The sequence below is a fragment of the Sphingomonas sp. genome (assembly GCF_045810705.1).
Taxonomy (GTDB): domain Bacteria; phylum Pseudomonadota; class Alphaproteobacteria; order Sphingomonadales; family Sphingomonadaceae; genus Sphingomicrobium.
In genome coordinates, this window is sequence record NZ_JBJMVI010000011.1 from 192,033 (window position 1) to 204,673 (window position 12,641).

Annotated in this window: 16 protein-coding genes; 6 read left to right on the forward strand and 10 right to left on the reverse strand. The window is 65.0% G+C overall.

Annotation, left to right across the window (positions count from 1 at the left end; genetic code table 11):
• Positions 1-25: 25 nt before the first annotated feature.
• Both ACJ8FR_RS06300 and ACJ8FR_RS06305 read right to left on the reverse strand, forming a co-directional pair.
• The gene (locus ACJ8FR_RS06300; protein WP_407827772.1) at positions 26-1,192 is read right to left on the reverse strand and encodes a YadA-like family protein; all 1,167 of its coding nucleotides are present in this window, start codon (positions 1,190-1,192) and stop codon (positions 26-28) included.
• A gap of 160 nt (positions 1,193-1,352) precedes the next feature.
• Complete coding sequence (locus tag ACJ8FR_RS06305; protein ID WP_407827773.1) at positions 1,353-1,580, reverse strand: tautomerase family protein; 228 nt, start codon at positions 1,578-1,580, stop codon at positions 1,353-1,355.
• A gap of 32 nt (positions 1,581-1,612) precedes the next feature.
• On the opposite strand from ACJ8FR_RS06305, the gene ACJ8FR_RS06310 reads away from it, so the two are divergent.
• Complete coding sequence (locus ACJ8FR_RS06310) at positions 1,613-2,428, forward strand: winged helix-turn-helix transcriptional regulator (protein WP_407827774.1); 816 nt, start codon at positions 1,613-1,615, stop codon at positions 2,426-2,428.
• Here ACJ8FR_RS06310 and ACJ8FR_RS06315 read toward each other — a convergent pair.
• The 4 genes from ACJ8FR_RS06315 to ACJ8FR_RS06330 form a co-directional block, all read right to left on the reverse strand.
• Positions 2,425-2,763, reverse strand: coding sequence for a DOPA 4,5-dioxygenase family protein (locus tag ACJ8FR_RS06315; RefSeq protein WP_407827775.1), 339 nt, complete (start codon positions 2,761-2,763; stop codon positions 2,425-2,427). The genes ACJ8FR_RS06310 and ACJ8FR_RS06315 overlap by 4 nt on opposite strands.
• Before the next feature lie 34 nt (positions 2,764-2,797).
• Positions 2,798-2,977 (reverse strand): hypothetical protein, encoded by a 180-nt coding sequence (locus ACJ8FR_RS06320; RefSeq protein ID WP_407827776.1) that lies wholly within the window; start codon positions 2,975-2,977, stop codon positions 2,798-2,800.
• A gap of 181 nt (positions 2,978-3,158) precedes the next feature.
• A complete protein-coding gene (locus tag ACJ8FR_RS06325) occupies positions 3,159-4,304 on the reverse strand; it encodes a hypothetical protein (RefSeq protein ID WP_407827777.1) in 1,146 nt (381 codons plus the stop codon).
• 284 nt (positions 4,305-4,588) lie between these two features.
• Positions 4,589-5,620: a tetratricopeptide repeat protein gene (locus ACJ8FR_RS06330; RefSeq protein WP_407827778.1), complete on the reverse strand. Its 1,032-nt coding sequence runs from the start codon at positions 5,618-5,620 to the stop codon at positions 4,589-4,591.
• An 88-nt stretch (positions 5,621-5,708) separates the two neighbouring features.
• On the opposite strand from ACJ8FR_RS06330, the gene ACJ8FR_RS06335 reads away from it, so the two are divergent.
• On the forward strand, positions 5,709-6,377 hold the full coding sequence (locus ACJ8FR_RS06335; protein ID WP_407827779.1) for a surface lipoprotein assembly modifier: 669 nt from the start codon (positions 5,709-5,711) through the stop codon (positions 6,375-6,377).
• 263 nt (positions 6,378-6,640) lie between these two features.
• Here ACJ8FR_RS06335 and ACJ8FR_RS06340 read toward each other — a convergent pair whose 3' ends face one another.
• The 4 genes from ACJ8FR_RS06340 to rpsM form a co-directional block, all read right to left on the reverse strand.
• Complete coding sequence (locus tag ACJ8FR_RS06340; protein ID WP_407827780.1) at positions 6,641-7,288, reverse strand: hypothetical protein; 648 nt, start codon at positions 7,286-7,288, stop codon at positions 6,641-6,643.
• A 95-nt stretch (positions 7,289-7,383) separates the two neighbouring features.
• Positions 7,384-8,454 carry a DNA-directed RNA polymerase subunit alpha gene (locus ACJ8FR_RS06345; protein WP_407827781.1) on the reverse strand — a complete coding sequence of 357 codons (1,071 nt, stop codon included), beginning with the start codon at positions 8,452-8,454 and terminating at the stop codon, positions 7,384-7,386.
• Between the two features lie 87 nt (positions 8,455-8,541).
• Positions 8,542-8,931 carry a 30S ribosomal protein S11 gene (gene rpsK, locus ACJ8FR_RS06350; protein WP_407827782.1) on the reverse strand — a complete coding sequence of 130 codons (390 nt, stop codon included), beginning with the start codon at positions 8,929-8,931 and terminating at the stop codon, positions 8,542-8,544.
• A 53-nt stretch (positions 8,932-8,984) separates the two neighbouring features.
• Positions 8,985-9,353: a 30S ribosomal protein S13 gene (rpsM, locus tag ACJ8FR_RS06355; RefSeq protein ID WP_407827783.1), complete on the reverse strand. Its 369-nt coding sequence runs from the start codon at positions 9,351-9,353 to the stop codon at positions 8,985-8,987.
• A gap of 180 nt (positions 9,354-9,533) precedes the next feature.
• Here rpsM and ACJ8FR_RS06360 point away from each other — a divergent pair, with 180 nt between their 5' ends.
• The 4 genes from ACJ8FR_RS06360 to ACJ8FR_RS06375 all read left to right on the forward strand — a co-directional run.
• Positions 9,534-9,968, forward strand: a complete 435-nt coding sequence (locus tag ACJ8FR_RS06360; RefSeq protein ID WP_407827784.1) for a DUF2127 domain-containing protein — start codon at positions 9,534-9,536, stop codon at positions 9,966-9,968.
• A gap of 11 nt (positions 9,969-9,979) precedes the next feature.
• Entirely contained in the window at positions 9,980-10,909 is a 930-nt protein-coding gene (locus tag ACJ8FR_RS06365) for a bifunctional riboflavin kinase/FAD synthetase (protein WP_407827785.1), read from the forward strand.
• Between the two features lie 134 nt (positions 10,910-11,043).
• Entirely contained in the window at positions 11,044-11,892 is an 849-nt protein-coding gene (locus ACJ8FR_RS06370) for a sterol desaturase family protein (protein WP_407827786.1), read from the forward strand.
• 92 nt (positions 11,893-11,984) lie between these two features.
• Positions 11,985-12,641 (forward strand): class I tRNA ligase family protein (locus tag ACJ8FR_RS06375; protein ID WP_407827787.1); only part of this gene is annotated, 657 nt, incomplete at its 3' end.

Sequence of the window (12,641 nt, forward strand, 5' to 3'; positions counted from 1 at the left end):
ATGTCACGGCTCAATGGCCACATCGCTAAAAGGCGAATTGAAAGCCTGCTCGGGCGCCGACTTCCCTGCTGTCGAAGCCATAGCTGATGCCGGCTGAAACCTGCGACATCTCGCCCACCGCCGCTGAAATCGCCGTGGCCAATGCAGCCTGCTTCTTGAAGTAACCGACGCCTCCGGACACCGCGAAGTGGGCGCCCGCGGGAATGCTCGGCGTATCCATCGCCAGCGCCATCGCCACGCCTTCATCGGCGTCGCGAATGCCGCGCCGGTTTTGCTCGTTCAAGTCGAACAGCTGTCCGATCTGCCCTTGCACGGTCGCGAACGAGTTCTGGAGCGTGCCGAGGCTCGCGAAACTCACTCCGCTCCTGCCGAGCGTGCCGTTGGCATCGACCGTGGCGAGATTGACCGAGCTCGCCTGTTGCGCCGCCGTGCTCGCGGCAATGTCGCCGATGCGAACCGAGCTCGCGGTCCCGCCGAGCGCGACCTGGTTGGTGGCGGTCGTGATTGCGCCTGCGCCAACTGCCGTGGACCCGGTGAAGGTCGCATTCGCGCCGGCGCCGACGGCCGTGGCACCCGCCGCGGTCGCCTTCGATAATTGCCCGACCGCAGTGGCGTTCGCCGCAGTGGCGAGGCTGTTATTGCCGAGCGCCGTCGCATTGATCCCGGTCGCCTGCGACAGGTTGCCGAGCGCGGTCGAGTTGGCGCCCGTAGCCTGCGCCTGATTGCCGACCGCCGCCGACTGCAACCCGGTCGCATTCGCCCTCCAGCCGAACGCCTGCGAACCCGGACCCGTCGCTACAGCCTCCCCGCCGATTGCGGTCGAATGGAAACCCGTCGCGAGCGCCTTGTCGCCGAACGCGGCAGAATCTTCGTTGGTGGCCTGTGCGCGGTTGCCGACCGCCACCGACTGGAAGCCGCTGGCCAAGGCCGCAATGCCGTCCGCGGTCGAACTCTCGCCCGAGGCGGTCGAGCCTTGGCCGGTAGCAGTGGTTTCGAGCCCAGAGGCAAGGGCGCCGTTGCCGAGCGCGGTCGAGTTGTCGCCCGACGCCGTCGCGGCAATGCCGCACTCGGTCGACAGAGCGCCGGCTCCGACATTGCAATCGACCGTCGCGTCGGCGCGGGCCGGCGAGGCGAGCGCGATCGCTGCGCCGCCTGCCGAAACAAGCAGCGCGATCCTGAAATTGTAGGTCATCAATATTCTCCAATAGTGGGGATGAGTGTGAACAGACCCAGCGGCGGCTGCCGCTGGGGATCGTTGACGATGGTCGGAATCTGAAGTTGCGCTCGGCGGACGCGGGGGCAGGAGCCCGCCGAGCGCAGTCGGGTGATCAGCTGTTGTGCAAGCCTCGCCGTCAGGCCGCGCGCAAACGGCTGCTCATCGCGCGAACGGCCGGAGCGTCGAGCGTCTGGCCGCCGATCGCCCAGTCGCCCTGCTCGACTTCGCAGATGCGGACCCACGTCACGGAACGCAGCTCCTCGCCTTCGACGGCGATCATCGCCTCGGTGACCTTTTCAATGAGGTCACGCTTCTTGGCGGGGGTGAACACGTCTTTGATGACGTCGATGGTAACGAGGGGCATTTGCTTCTCCTGTGCCGGACCATTCCAGCGATATGCCGCTCAATGGTGGCCAGGAGCGCCGCGACGATAGTTCACGGGTTGAAGCAATCCGCTACAGAAACTGTAGTAGATTGCTGTGGCGAGACGTGTACGAGGCCGGAATGAACTACGGCCAATTCTGTCCGATCGCCAAGGCGACGGAGATCCTCGGGGAACGCTGGACCTTCCTCATCATCCGCGAGCTTTTGATGGGCGGCCGGCGCTTCAGCGAGCTGCAGCGCGGCCTCGGCGACATCTCGCCGGCGCTGCTCACGGCGCGGCTCAAATATTTCGAGCAGCAGGGGTTGGTCGCGCGCCGCCGCGCCAACGGCCAGCGCAGCTTCGAGTATCACCCCACGGCCGCTTGCGAAGCACTGTTGCCGGTCATCATGAGCGTCGGCGAGTGGGGCTTGTGCTGGGCCCGCCACAATCTGTCGGAACAGGACTTCGACCTCGAATTCCTGCTCTACTATCTGGAGCGCAGCATCGACACCGCGCAGCTGCCAGGCGAGCGCGCGGTCGTGCAGTTCAAGTTCCGCGACCTCACCGAGCGCAAGGACTGGTGGCTCCTCGTCGAGGGCGCTCATGTCGACGTCTGCCTGACCGCGCCGGGACGCGACGTGGACGTCTATTTCACGACGACGGTCAGGACCATGCACGACGTCTGGATGGGGGATCGGACGTATCGCGAAGCGATGCTTTCAGGGGATCTGTCGGTCGAGGGCGATCCGGCGCTGACGCGGCGCGTGAGCGCGTGGCTGCGCCCGAGCGTGTTCGCGAACTCCGCGCGGGCGCCGGTGCCCGATCAGCTGCCAAGGATCGCGGCCTAGCCGAAGATCGACAGGTTGAGCGGCTCGCTCGGCCCGAACCAGATCACGTGATCCGTATGGTCGGCGAGGTCGTCGCCGGTCTCCGCATGGGCGAAGATCGTCAGCTTCCCACGGTTGGGCACCGCCCATTGCGCGAACTCGCCGAACTGATCGGGCAAAAGCGTCAGCTGGCAGGACCCGCGCGGATGCGGCCCCACCGGCCCCAGGTGGAAATGCCCGACGGGAACCCCGAAGCGTGCGTGCGCCTCGCGCGCCAGCGCCTGCGCCGCGGCCAGCTCGTCGGGATCGAAATAAATATGCGCGTGGAAATCGCGGATCGCGGCCATAGGGCTCATTTGGCCGGGCACGCCGCTCTGCGCAACTCCGCGTCTACCTGAGCTTCGAAATCCTCAGTCGGTCGAACTTCGCGCGGTCCTTGACCGACTCCTCGCTCCGCGTCAGCGCCTTGGCGATCGCGCGCACCGACATGCCCTTGCCCGCGAGCGCGTGCAGCTTCTGGATCTCGTCCTGCCGCCACGGCTGCCGGTGCCGTTCGAAACGCTCGCCCATGTGTCGACCCCCTCCCGCCAACCATACCACATAAAAAAAGGGCCGCCCCAACGGAGCGGCCTCTTCCTTGTTCTGTCCGCGCTCTAGCCCAGCACTTCCTGCTCGAGCTTCTTGGCCATTTCCTTCTCCTGCGGTCGGCGTTCATGCCAAGCCGCAGCTCCATCGAGGCTAACGGACCAGCCTAGTCGGCCAGGCGCCGAAAGCGATAGCGTCCGCGGACCGGCGTAGCCTGGTACGAATGTCCCGACGTGCAGGTCACTTTGTAAGCACCGGCCTCGCCTTCTACCGTCGAGGCGACTTGCCCGCACGCATATCCGATCCGCTCGATCGTCCGGGCGATCACCCGGTTCGGAAGCGGCAGGTTGGCTGCGGCCGGCTGGGCGGCGGAGGGCTCGGGCGCGAGTGGGTCGCTAGTCTGCGCGTCGGCCTGGCTTTCCCCAGTTTGGCCTTCGCGGACTTGCGGCCCGGCCCAGCCCGTCGGCCGCCGCGAAGCTTTGCGCTTGCCTCGGGAGGCGGAGACATTCTCGCGAACCGGCCATTCCGCCTGCGGCTCGGCCGGCGCGGCGACCGCTGCCGGCGACGGAGCGGCGATGCTCGGACGCGGCCTCGCTTGGGGCAGGGCGACGGTCGTCGCGGGTGCGGCCTGCGCCGCTTCCGCGTCGTTTCCGGCGGCCATCCCCGCCCAGGCGCCAAGGAGGCCGACCGTCACGACCAGGGAGCCGACCGCAACGGCTGGGTATTTCCAATCGATGATGCGGTCATCCACATCGCGCGAGCGTTCCGCCCGAGCGCGGCGGACCGCCATGAGATCGGACATGCGCGGGTTCGGCCGCCGCTCGGCCGCCGCCTCCGGCCGGCGCCGCTGTTCCGGTACTACGCTAGGCTGCGGCAGGGCCTCGCTTGGCCCTGAGTTCGCCGGCTCGCGCCGCGATTCAGCGGTGGGTGAGGCGAGCTGCGGTTCGGCGCGTGTTTCCGGTTTGGGCGGCGCTGCCACAAATGGTTCAGGAAGACCTGCTTTGCTCGCGGAATCCTTAGGTTGCGGCGCAGCCGAGGCGATGAAAGGCACCCAGCGCGGCTGCACCGCATATGTCCATTGATGCGGCTCCGGCTTGGCGTTCAGCCCAAGCGAACGATCATAGTCTCGCCGTTTGATCGGGTCCCGAAGCACTGCATAGGCAATCCCGATTTGGGCAACGTCCAACATCGGCCGCGGCGAGAGCATTTGCCTGGCGAATGCCGGCGCGATCTCTTCGTTGCTCGCCGTCGGCTTGAGGCCCAGCGTTTCATAGTGGTTCGGCCGAGATTTGACCGTGCTGACCATCTTCATCCCCCACTGCCCGGCTGACCGATTCCCTAAGCGTCGGACGATGCTGTCCTTTTCGAAGAGTATCCAGCTCGGCCTGGCGGACGAACGGGCCGTTCGGCCGTTACCGTCGTTTCACTTCACCTGCCCGCCTTCGCGTGAATCAATAAGGGCCGCCTCAACGGAGCGGCCCCTTCCTTGTCTCTCAACTCGCTCGAAGTACCACTTCGAGCGAAAACAGCGCTTACCCCAGCATTTTGGCGCGGTCTTTGACCGATTTCTCAGTCCGCGTGAGCACGTTCGCGTACTTATGACTGACCACGCACCTGGACTAATTTCGGACAGACCGCCTCGCGCCTGTCGTCGCAGAAATCTGGCAAATGGTTCTGCCTCCAATAGCGGATCAACCCGACCCGTTCGGCAATCCGCAGGAAGCGCGGGTCTTGCCGCAGCGGCATTAGCGCCGGTGTTGAAAGTGCGCCCAATCCGAGGCGCGCCGGTCTCTCGAGGAACAAGCGGTCCTCCTCTTTCGGGTCATCCGCCACCAAGGTGGGAAATAGGCGGTCAGCCAATACGAAGGCACCGTCGAGGTCATTGCAGCGGACCAGAGCGACGAGGCAGAAATAAGTTAGGCTGTTCTCGATTGAGGGCGACAGGCAACGCAACCGCACAGGCTGCCGCCGCCGCGCACCGACGTCAGCGGCGATCGAACGCACCGCTGAGCGATCGATCACGTCGACGTTCGCCGGCATGGTCGCGACAAGGCCAGCGGCATCCTCGATGTTCCCGCGATCGAGAATTCCCTCGATGCGATCCGCGAACAGTCGGTCGAATTCAGGCCACCAACGCCGAGCGCGCTGGAACTGCTGCGCTGCTCGCGTGCGAAGGCCGAGACTTTCCAGAAGCATCGTCGAGGCTGACAGGCGGCCGGCCATGTAGGGCATCGCCGCGACCGCCAACCGGTCGTAGTCGAGGGCTTCTCGGAAGCGGCCAACGTCGACCAATTGATTACGCAGCCCCGCCGCGACGAAGGGCGAGTCGGGGTCAATCTTGAACGCCTTGCGCAGCGCGGCTTCGCACTGGGCCATTCGATCAGCCGGATAGAGCGTACAATCGGGTGAGGCCACGTCGCCGTAATTTGGTGCCAGCATGCGAGCGCGTGCCGCGGCCGCTCGGCCCTTGGCCAGCGCTGCGGGACGGTCCTCGGGCGCGAGGAGCGGCAGGACATGGCTGGTGCTCATCGCCAAGCCGAGTTGCGCCACCGCGGAATCGGGCAACTGCCGAGCGATGCGATCGACGGCGCGATAGCTGCTGATCGGATCCTCGAACACAATCATCATGCTCCATTGGCGCAAAAGCTCCCCTGTCAGCCGGCGGTCTCCCGGCCGCTGACGATCGCCCGCCATCGCTGAGCGGTTGCGGTGGAAAATGGGGGTTGCCGTCCAGCGTCGCGAATATGGCGGAACCCGCTTCGATGAAACTATCGGCAGCGGGTGGTCGGGGCCGCAGTGGTTTGGCAAGAATGTCGAAGCGAGCGTCGCGGCCACGCTCTTGCGGCGGTGGTACGGCGGCCGCTTGTATCAGGAGGCGATCGGCGGGCGTGTCGAGGCGGTCTACTACCCGGATTCGCGAACGGCGATCCCGTTGAGCGTCGCCGGTCAGCAGTTCAATTATCCGACGTTGCCGGATCAGTCGGGTCCGGTGTGGTCCGCCAGCGCCGGCGTCGTTCGGATCCTCGATCCGACGACGTCGGCGGCATTGCTCGTAAATGGGGCGTTGCAGAGAGCCCGCACCCGTGACCTTTCAAACCGGTCGTTTGTGGCCTCGCTAAGCGTGACTCGCGATTTGCGCGGTGGCTTCACTTTCAGCGTGGCGCCGACTTATGCCCTCGCGGACTACGAAGCACCGGATGCCTTGTTTGGTATCGTTCGCCATGACCGGTCGACGGAGTTCCGGATCGCTCTCCTGAATCGGCGCGTAGCGATTTGGCGGTTCACACCGTCGATCACCTACACGCACGTGAGGCGAAAGAGCACGATCAGCCTTTACGACACGCGTCAGGACCGCCTCGAGTGTGGGCTCACGACTTTGTTTTGACTTTTCGCCGTCATCGATTCTCGAATGCCGCAAGAGAAAAGGCCGCCCGTTTCCGAGCGGCCCTTCCTTGTCTCTCAACTCGCTCAAAGTACCACTTTGAGCGAAACGGTGTTTAGCCCAGCATTTTCCTGCTCGAGCTTCTTGGCCATTTCCTCGATGTTCTCGGGCGGCCAGCCGGTGCCGCTCGAACCGCTCGCCCATCTGTTGTTTCCCTCTAGCGCCAAAGTTAGCACACCCACGCGCGGCCCGTTCGCGGGCCTCGCTCAACTCAGCCGCGCATAGCGGACGAGCAGCGCGACGCCGAAGATCAGTGCCGGCACAATCATGACGATCGGCGGGGGATCTCCGCCCGGCTGCAAGTGGGACGACAGATAGATGAACGCACCGAAGATGATGCTGACTGCGGCCCATTGGATGAACATCCCCCGCGCGATCGCCCCCTTGTCGACCGGAGGCACATCGGGAAGTGGTCCTGACGCGACCGGCCTGGCCGCGGCAACCAGCTTCGCCCAGCTTTGTGCGCTGATCTTCAGCGTTCCGTTCGACGGCTTGCCCAGCTGAAGCTTGACCATGGGCAGGAAGAAGCTGCGGCTGGGTTCGGCCTCGATCTCGGTCCACGGCACCTTGAGCGGCTTCTGGAACAGGCCGAATATGCGCCAGATGCCGATCCCCAGGCCCGAGCGGTATGCGCTGAGCCTGAGGCAGCCGTTCAGCGCAACACCCATCCCCATCTGTCCCGACTGGCTGCGCAGCTTCAGCAGCGGCTCTTCGCTACCGTCGTCGGCATACCATTGCTGCAGGCCGAACCAGCCCGACATCAGCCCGAGCATCGCCGTCGTGAACAGCCACATCCCAACGAAGAGGAACGGAAAGGCGTACGGAAACCAGTTGAGAATGGTGCTGTCGCTCACGACCGGTGGATAGCAAAAGAAAAGGGCCGCCCCAACGGGACGGCCCTTCCTTGTTCCTATCCTCGCTCAAAGTACCACTTTGAGCGAAACGGTGTTTAGCCCAGCATTTCCTGCTCGAGCTTCTTGGCCATTTCCTCGATGTTCTCGGGCGGCCAGCCGGGGATGTCCATGCCGAGCCTGAGGCCCATGCTCGCGAGCACTTCCTTGATCTCGTTCAAGGACTTGCGGCCGAAGTTCGGGGTTCGCAGCATCTCCGCCTCGGTCTTCTGCACGAGGTCGCCGATGTAGATGATGTTGTCGTTCTTCAGGCAGTTGGCGCTGCGCACGCTCAATTCGAGCTCGTCGACCTTCTTCAGCAAATAGCGGTTGAGCTGGTTGGTGTCGGCCGGAGTCTCGGTCGCCATCGGCACCGCCTGGCCGATCATCGGCGAGCTCGGCATCCGCACCTGGCTCTCGTCGAAGTGGACGAACAGCTGCAGCTGGTCCTGGAGGATCCGCGCGGCATAGCCGAGCGCGTCCTCGGGCGTCACCGTGCCGTCGGTCTCGATGGTCAACGTCAGCTTGTCATAGTCGAGCTCCTGCCCGACGCGGGTGTTCTCGACCTTGTAGGCGACCTGGCGCACCGGCGAGTAGAGCGCATCGACCGGGATCAGGCCGATCGGCGCGTCGGCCGGGCGGTTGGCGATCGCGGGGACATAGCCCTTGCCGATGTCGACGGTGAGCTCGGCGTTGAGCGTCGCGCCTTCGTCGAGGTGGCAGATGAGGAGCTCGGGGTTGGTGACCTCGATGTCGCCGCTGGTCGCGATCATGCCGGCGGTGACGTCGACCGGGCCGGTCGCGGAAAGGTGCAGCCTCTTGGGCCCCTCGCCTTCCATCTTGAGCGCGATCTGCTTGATGTTGAGCACAATGTCGGTGACGTCCTCGCGGACCCCGGCGAGGCTCGAGAATTCATGCAGCACGCCGTCGATCTTGATCGAGGTGACGGCGGCGCCCTGGAGCGAGGACAGGAGCACCCGGCGCAGCGAGTTGCCGAGCGTCATCCCGAAGCCGCGCTCGAGCGGCTCGGCGACGAACACCGAGCGGTGCCGGCTCTCGCCGCCCGACGGCTTCTTCTCGAGCGCGTTCGGCTTCTTCAGTTCCTGCCAGTTCTTTGCGTTGACGGCCATGTTCATCCCTTGGCAGTTGGGGACCGAAGTCCCTGATTTCAATTCCATTTCGTCATTCCCGCGAAAGCGGGAACCCATCTCGAAGAATCAGACCCGGCGCCGCTTGCTCGGCCGCACCCCGTTGTGCGGGATCGGGGTCACGTCGCGGATCGAGGTGATGGTGAAGCCGACCGCCTGGAGGGCCCGGAGCGCGCTTTCGCGGCCCGATCCGGGGCCCTTGACCTCGACCTCGAGCGTGCGGACGCCATGGTCGGCGGCCTTGCGCCCGGCGTCCTCGGCGGCGACCTGTGCCGCGTAGGGCGTCGATTTGCGGCTGCCCTTGAAGCCCATCATCCCCGCGCTCGACCAGGCAATCGCGTTGCCCTGCGCGTCGGTGATGGTGATCATCGTGTTGTTGAAGCTGGCGTTGACGTGGGCGACGCCGGCGGTGATGTTCTTGCGCTCCCTCCTGCGGACGCGCTGCGGTGCCTGGGCCATTTTTATTCCTACAATCTCTTAAGCTGCTGCGGACGGTCGGGCGGAAGAAGCACTTACTTCTTCTTGCCCGCGATCGGCCGGGCCTTGCCCTTGCGGGTGCGCGCGTTGGTGTGGGTGCGCTGGCCGCGGACCGGCAGGCCCCTGCGGTGCCTGAGGCCGCGGTAGCTGGCGAGGTCCATCAGGCGCTTGATGTTCATCGCGGTCTCGCGCCGAAGGTCGCCCTCGACATGGTGGTCGCGGTCGATCGTCTCGCGGATGTGCAGCACCTCCTGGTCGGTGAGGTCCTGGACGCGCTTTTCGGGCGCGATGCCGAGCTGCTGCGTGATCTTCTTGGCCGTCGTGCGGCCGATTCCGTGGATGTAGGTCAGCGCGATCTCGACGCGCTTGTTGGTGGGGATGTTGACCCCCGCAATTCGAGCCATTCTTTACCCTTCTTCAGCTCCACAGGGCGCCTGCCGCCCCATCTCGTCGCTAAAAAGACCCGAATTCCTAAACGAAAAACCGACGCGCGCACGAATGCGCCGCCGGGCAACCGGTGGATCGGGATGTGGACGAGATAGGATTCGCTTGCGTCCAAGTCAAGATGGCGGCGTTGGGGGCAGATGCAGGAAAAAAGCATCCATCGCGTCTTCGTCGTCAGCGTCGCCGCCAAGGGCGCGCATGCGCTGGTCGAGATCGCCGGCGGCCTGGCGCTCTATGTGTTCAGTGCCGCCGCCATCGCGCGGTGGCTCGACGAGATCGACCGGGGCGGCTGGCTCGAACGGCACTTCCCGCTCAGCGAGCAGCATTTCTACGCCTTCTATCTGCTCAGCCACGGGCTGGTGAAATGCGTGATCGTCGTCGGCCTGCTGCGCGAGAAGATCTGGGCCTATCCGGCGAGCTTCGCGGTGTTCGGCGCCTTCATCGCCTATCAGCTCTACCGCTACAGCTACACCCACGACATCGGGCTCATCGTCCTGAGCATTTTCGACCTGTTCGTCATCGCGCTCGCCGTCCACGAATACCGGCTCCTTCGCAAACGGCTCCCGACGCACTAAGGCCGCAGCCAATGCAGCGCCTCACCCTCGCCGGCGGCATCCCCGACGCGTTGAAGGGGAGCATCGTCGCACTCGGCAATTTCGACGGATTCCACCTCGGCCATCAGGCGGTGGTGGGCCGCGCGATCCAGCGCGGCTTCCACGAGCGCCGGCCGGCGATCGTCGCCACTTTCGAGCCGCACCCGGTGCGCTACTTCAAGCCCGACGTCCCGCCGTTCCGGCTGACCACGCTCGACCAGCGCGAGGCCTTGTTCGGCCATGCCGGGGCCGACGCGATGCTGGTGTTCGAATTCGGCGAGGCGCTCCGCTCCACGACAGCGGAAGACTTCGTGACCGAGCTGCTCGCAAAGCGCATCGGCGCGGCCGGCGTCGTGACCGGCGATGATTTCACCTTCGGCAAGATGCGCGCCGGCAATGTCGAACTGCTGCAATCGCTGGGAGCGGAGCACGGCATCGCCGCGGAAGCCGTGGCGCCGGTGCTGCTCGACGGCATCAGGATCTCGTCGGGCCGAATCCGCGATGCGCTGATCGGCGGCGATACCGGCACCGCGACGCGGATGTTGACCCGCGACTTCGCGATCGAGGGCGTGGTCCAGCGCGGGGACTCGAGGGGCCGCGAGCTTGGCTATCCGACCGCCAATATGGTGCTCGGCGATTACCAGCGGCCGAAATATGGCATCTATGCGGTGCGCGTGACGCTCGACGACGGCACCGAGCACCCCGGGGTTGCCAGCCTCGGCGTCCGCCCGACCTTCGACCCGCCCGAGGAGCTGCTCGAGGCGCACCTCCTGAACTTCGACGGCGATCTCTACGGCCGCCGGATCGAGGTCGCGCTCCACGCCTTCATCCGGGAGGAGCGCAAGTTCGACAGCATCGATGCGCTCGTCGCGGCAATGCGGGCGGACGAGGCGGCGGCGCGGCGATTGCTGGCGCTGCCCTGATCGCCCTTTATTAAGCGGCAGGATCCCGCGGAATTAATCATATCGCGACCAATTGACGGTTAGGCCTGCCCTCGGGCGCTGGACAAAGTCCAACATCGCAGCGCCCGGGAGCCTGGATGAGTTTCGCGTCTCACATGAGCGCCAATATTATCGTGGCGTGGGAGAGCTTTTTCTCCATCGCCGCGATCTTGTGGGGCGTGGAGCGCTTATTTCCCAAGGGCCGCGTATCGGCTGCCAGCCAATTGCGATCGCTGAAATATTGGGCCTTCGCGGGCGCCGGCACGGGCGTCGCGGTCACTCTTTGGCAGCAGGCCGAGGCGGCGCTCCGGCCTCACCCGCTGGTCGTCATCCCACTCAACAGCTGGTTTGCCGCTCCGTGGGTCCACTGGTCGCTCTACCTGATCACGCCACTCCTTGGCGTCATCCTCTACGACTTCTTCGATTACTGGATGCACCGGGCCCAGCATAAATGGTTCTGGCGTTTCCACTCGATCCATCATTCGATCGAAGAGCTGAGCGGCATCAACTCCTATTTCCACTGGTCCGAGCAGTTCTTCAGGGTCGTGTTCATCATGCTCCCCGCGGCTTATCTGCTCGGCATCGACGGCATCAAGCTGTCCGCGATCGCCGAGCTTTTCGTCAACATCCAGGGCTATTATCTGCACTCGCCGAGCAGCATCCATTTCGGCCCCGCGCTTCGGCGGATTCTCGCCGACAATCGATTCCACCGGATCCATCATTCGGTCCATGCCGAGCATTTCGACAAGAACTTCGGAGCGGGCACGACGATTTGGGACCAGCTGTTCGGAACGGCCCACTTTCCCGCGAAAGACGAGTGGCCGGCGACCGGAATGAACGAGCAGCCTGAAGCACGCTCGCTCGCGACCTATCTCTGGGGTCCCTTTCGGTCGCAGCCGGGCGGACGACCGACGGACCCATCGATGGGCTGGCCAGCGTCTGCGATAGGCCGCAAGCAGGCCTGAGGGCGCGGCTTCAGCGTTGACGGAAAGCCCCGCCAACCGAGACTGGGCGTCGGTTTGCAATCTCTTATGCGCCCGCTACAGCCCCGCGCGAGATGGCCGACGCCCCGGAAACAGCAGACACGACCACCAAGCGCGACTATCGCTCGACCGTCTTCCTGCCGCGCACCGACTTTCCGATGAAGGCCGGGCTGCCGCAGAAGGAGCCCGCGATCGCGGGGCGCTGGGAGTCCGAGGGCCTTTACCAGCAGATCCGCAAGGCGCGCGAAGGCCGAAGCAAGTTCATCTTCCACGACGGCCCGCCCTACGCCAACGGCGACATCCACATCGGCCATGCGCTCAACCACACGCTCAAGGACATGGTGGTTCGGACTCAGACGCTGCTCGGCAAGGACGCGCCCTACGTGCCCGGGTGGGACTGCCACGGCCTGCCGATCGAGTGGAAGGTCGAGGAGCAGTACCGCAAGAAGAAGCTCAACAAGGACGAGGTGCCGGTGCGCGAGTTCCGCGCCGAGTGCCGCGCCTACGCCCAGCATTGGGTCGACGTTCAGCGCGAGCAGCTGAAGCGGCTGGGCATCAGCGCCGACTGGGACAAGCCGTACCTCACCATGGCCAAGGGTGCGGAAGCAACCATCGTCTCCGAGCTGTTCAAGTTCGCCGAGACCGGCCAGCTCTACCGCGGCGCCAAGCCGGTCATGTGGTCGCCGGTCGAGAAGACCGCGCTGGCCGAGGCCGAGATCGAATATGAGGAC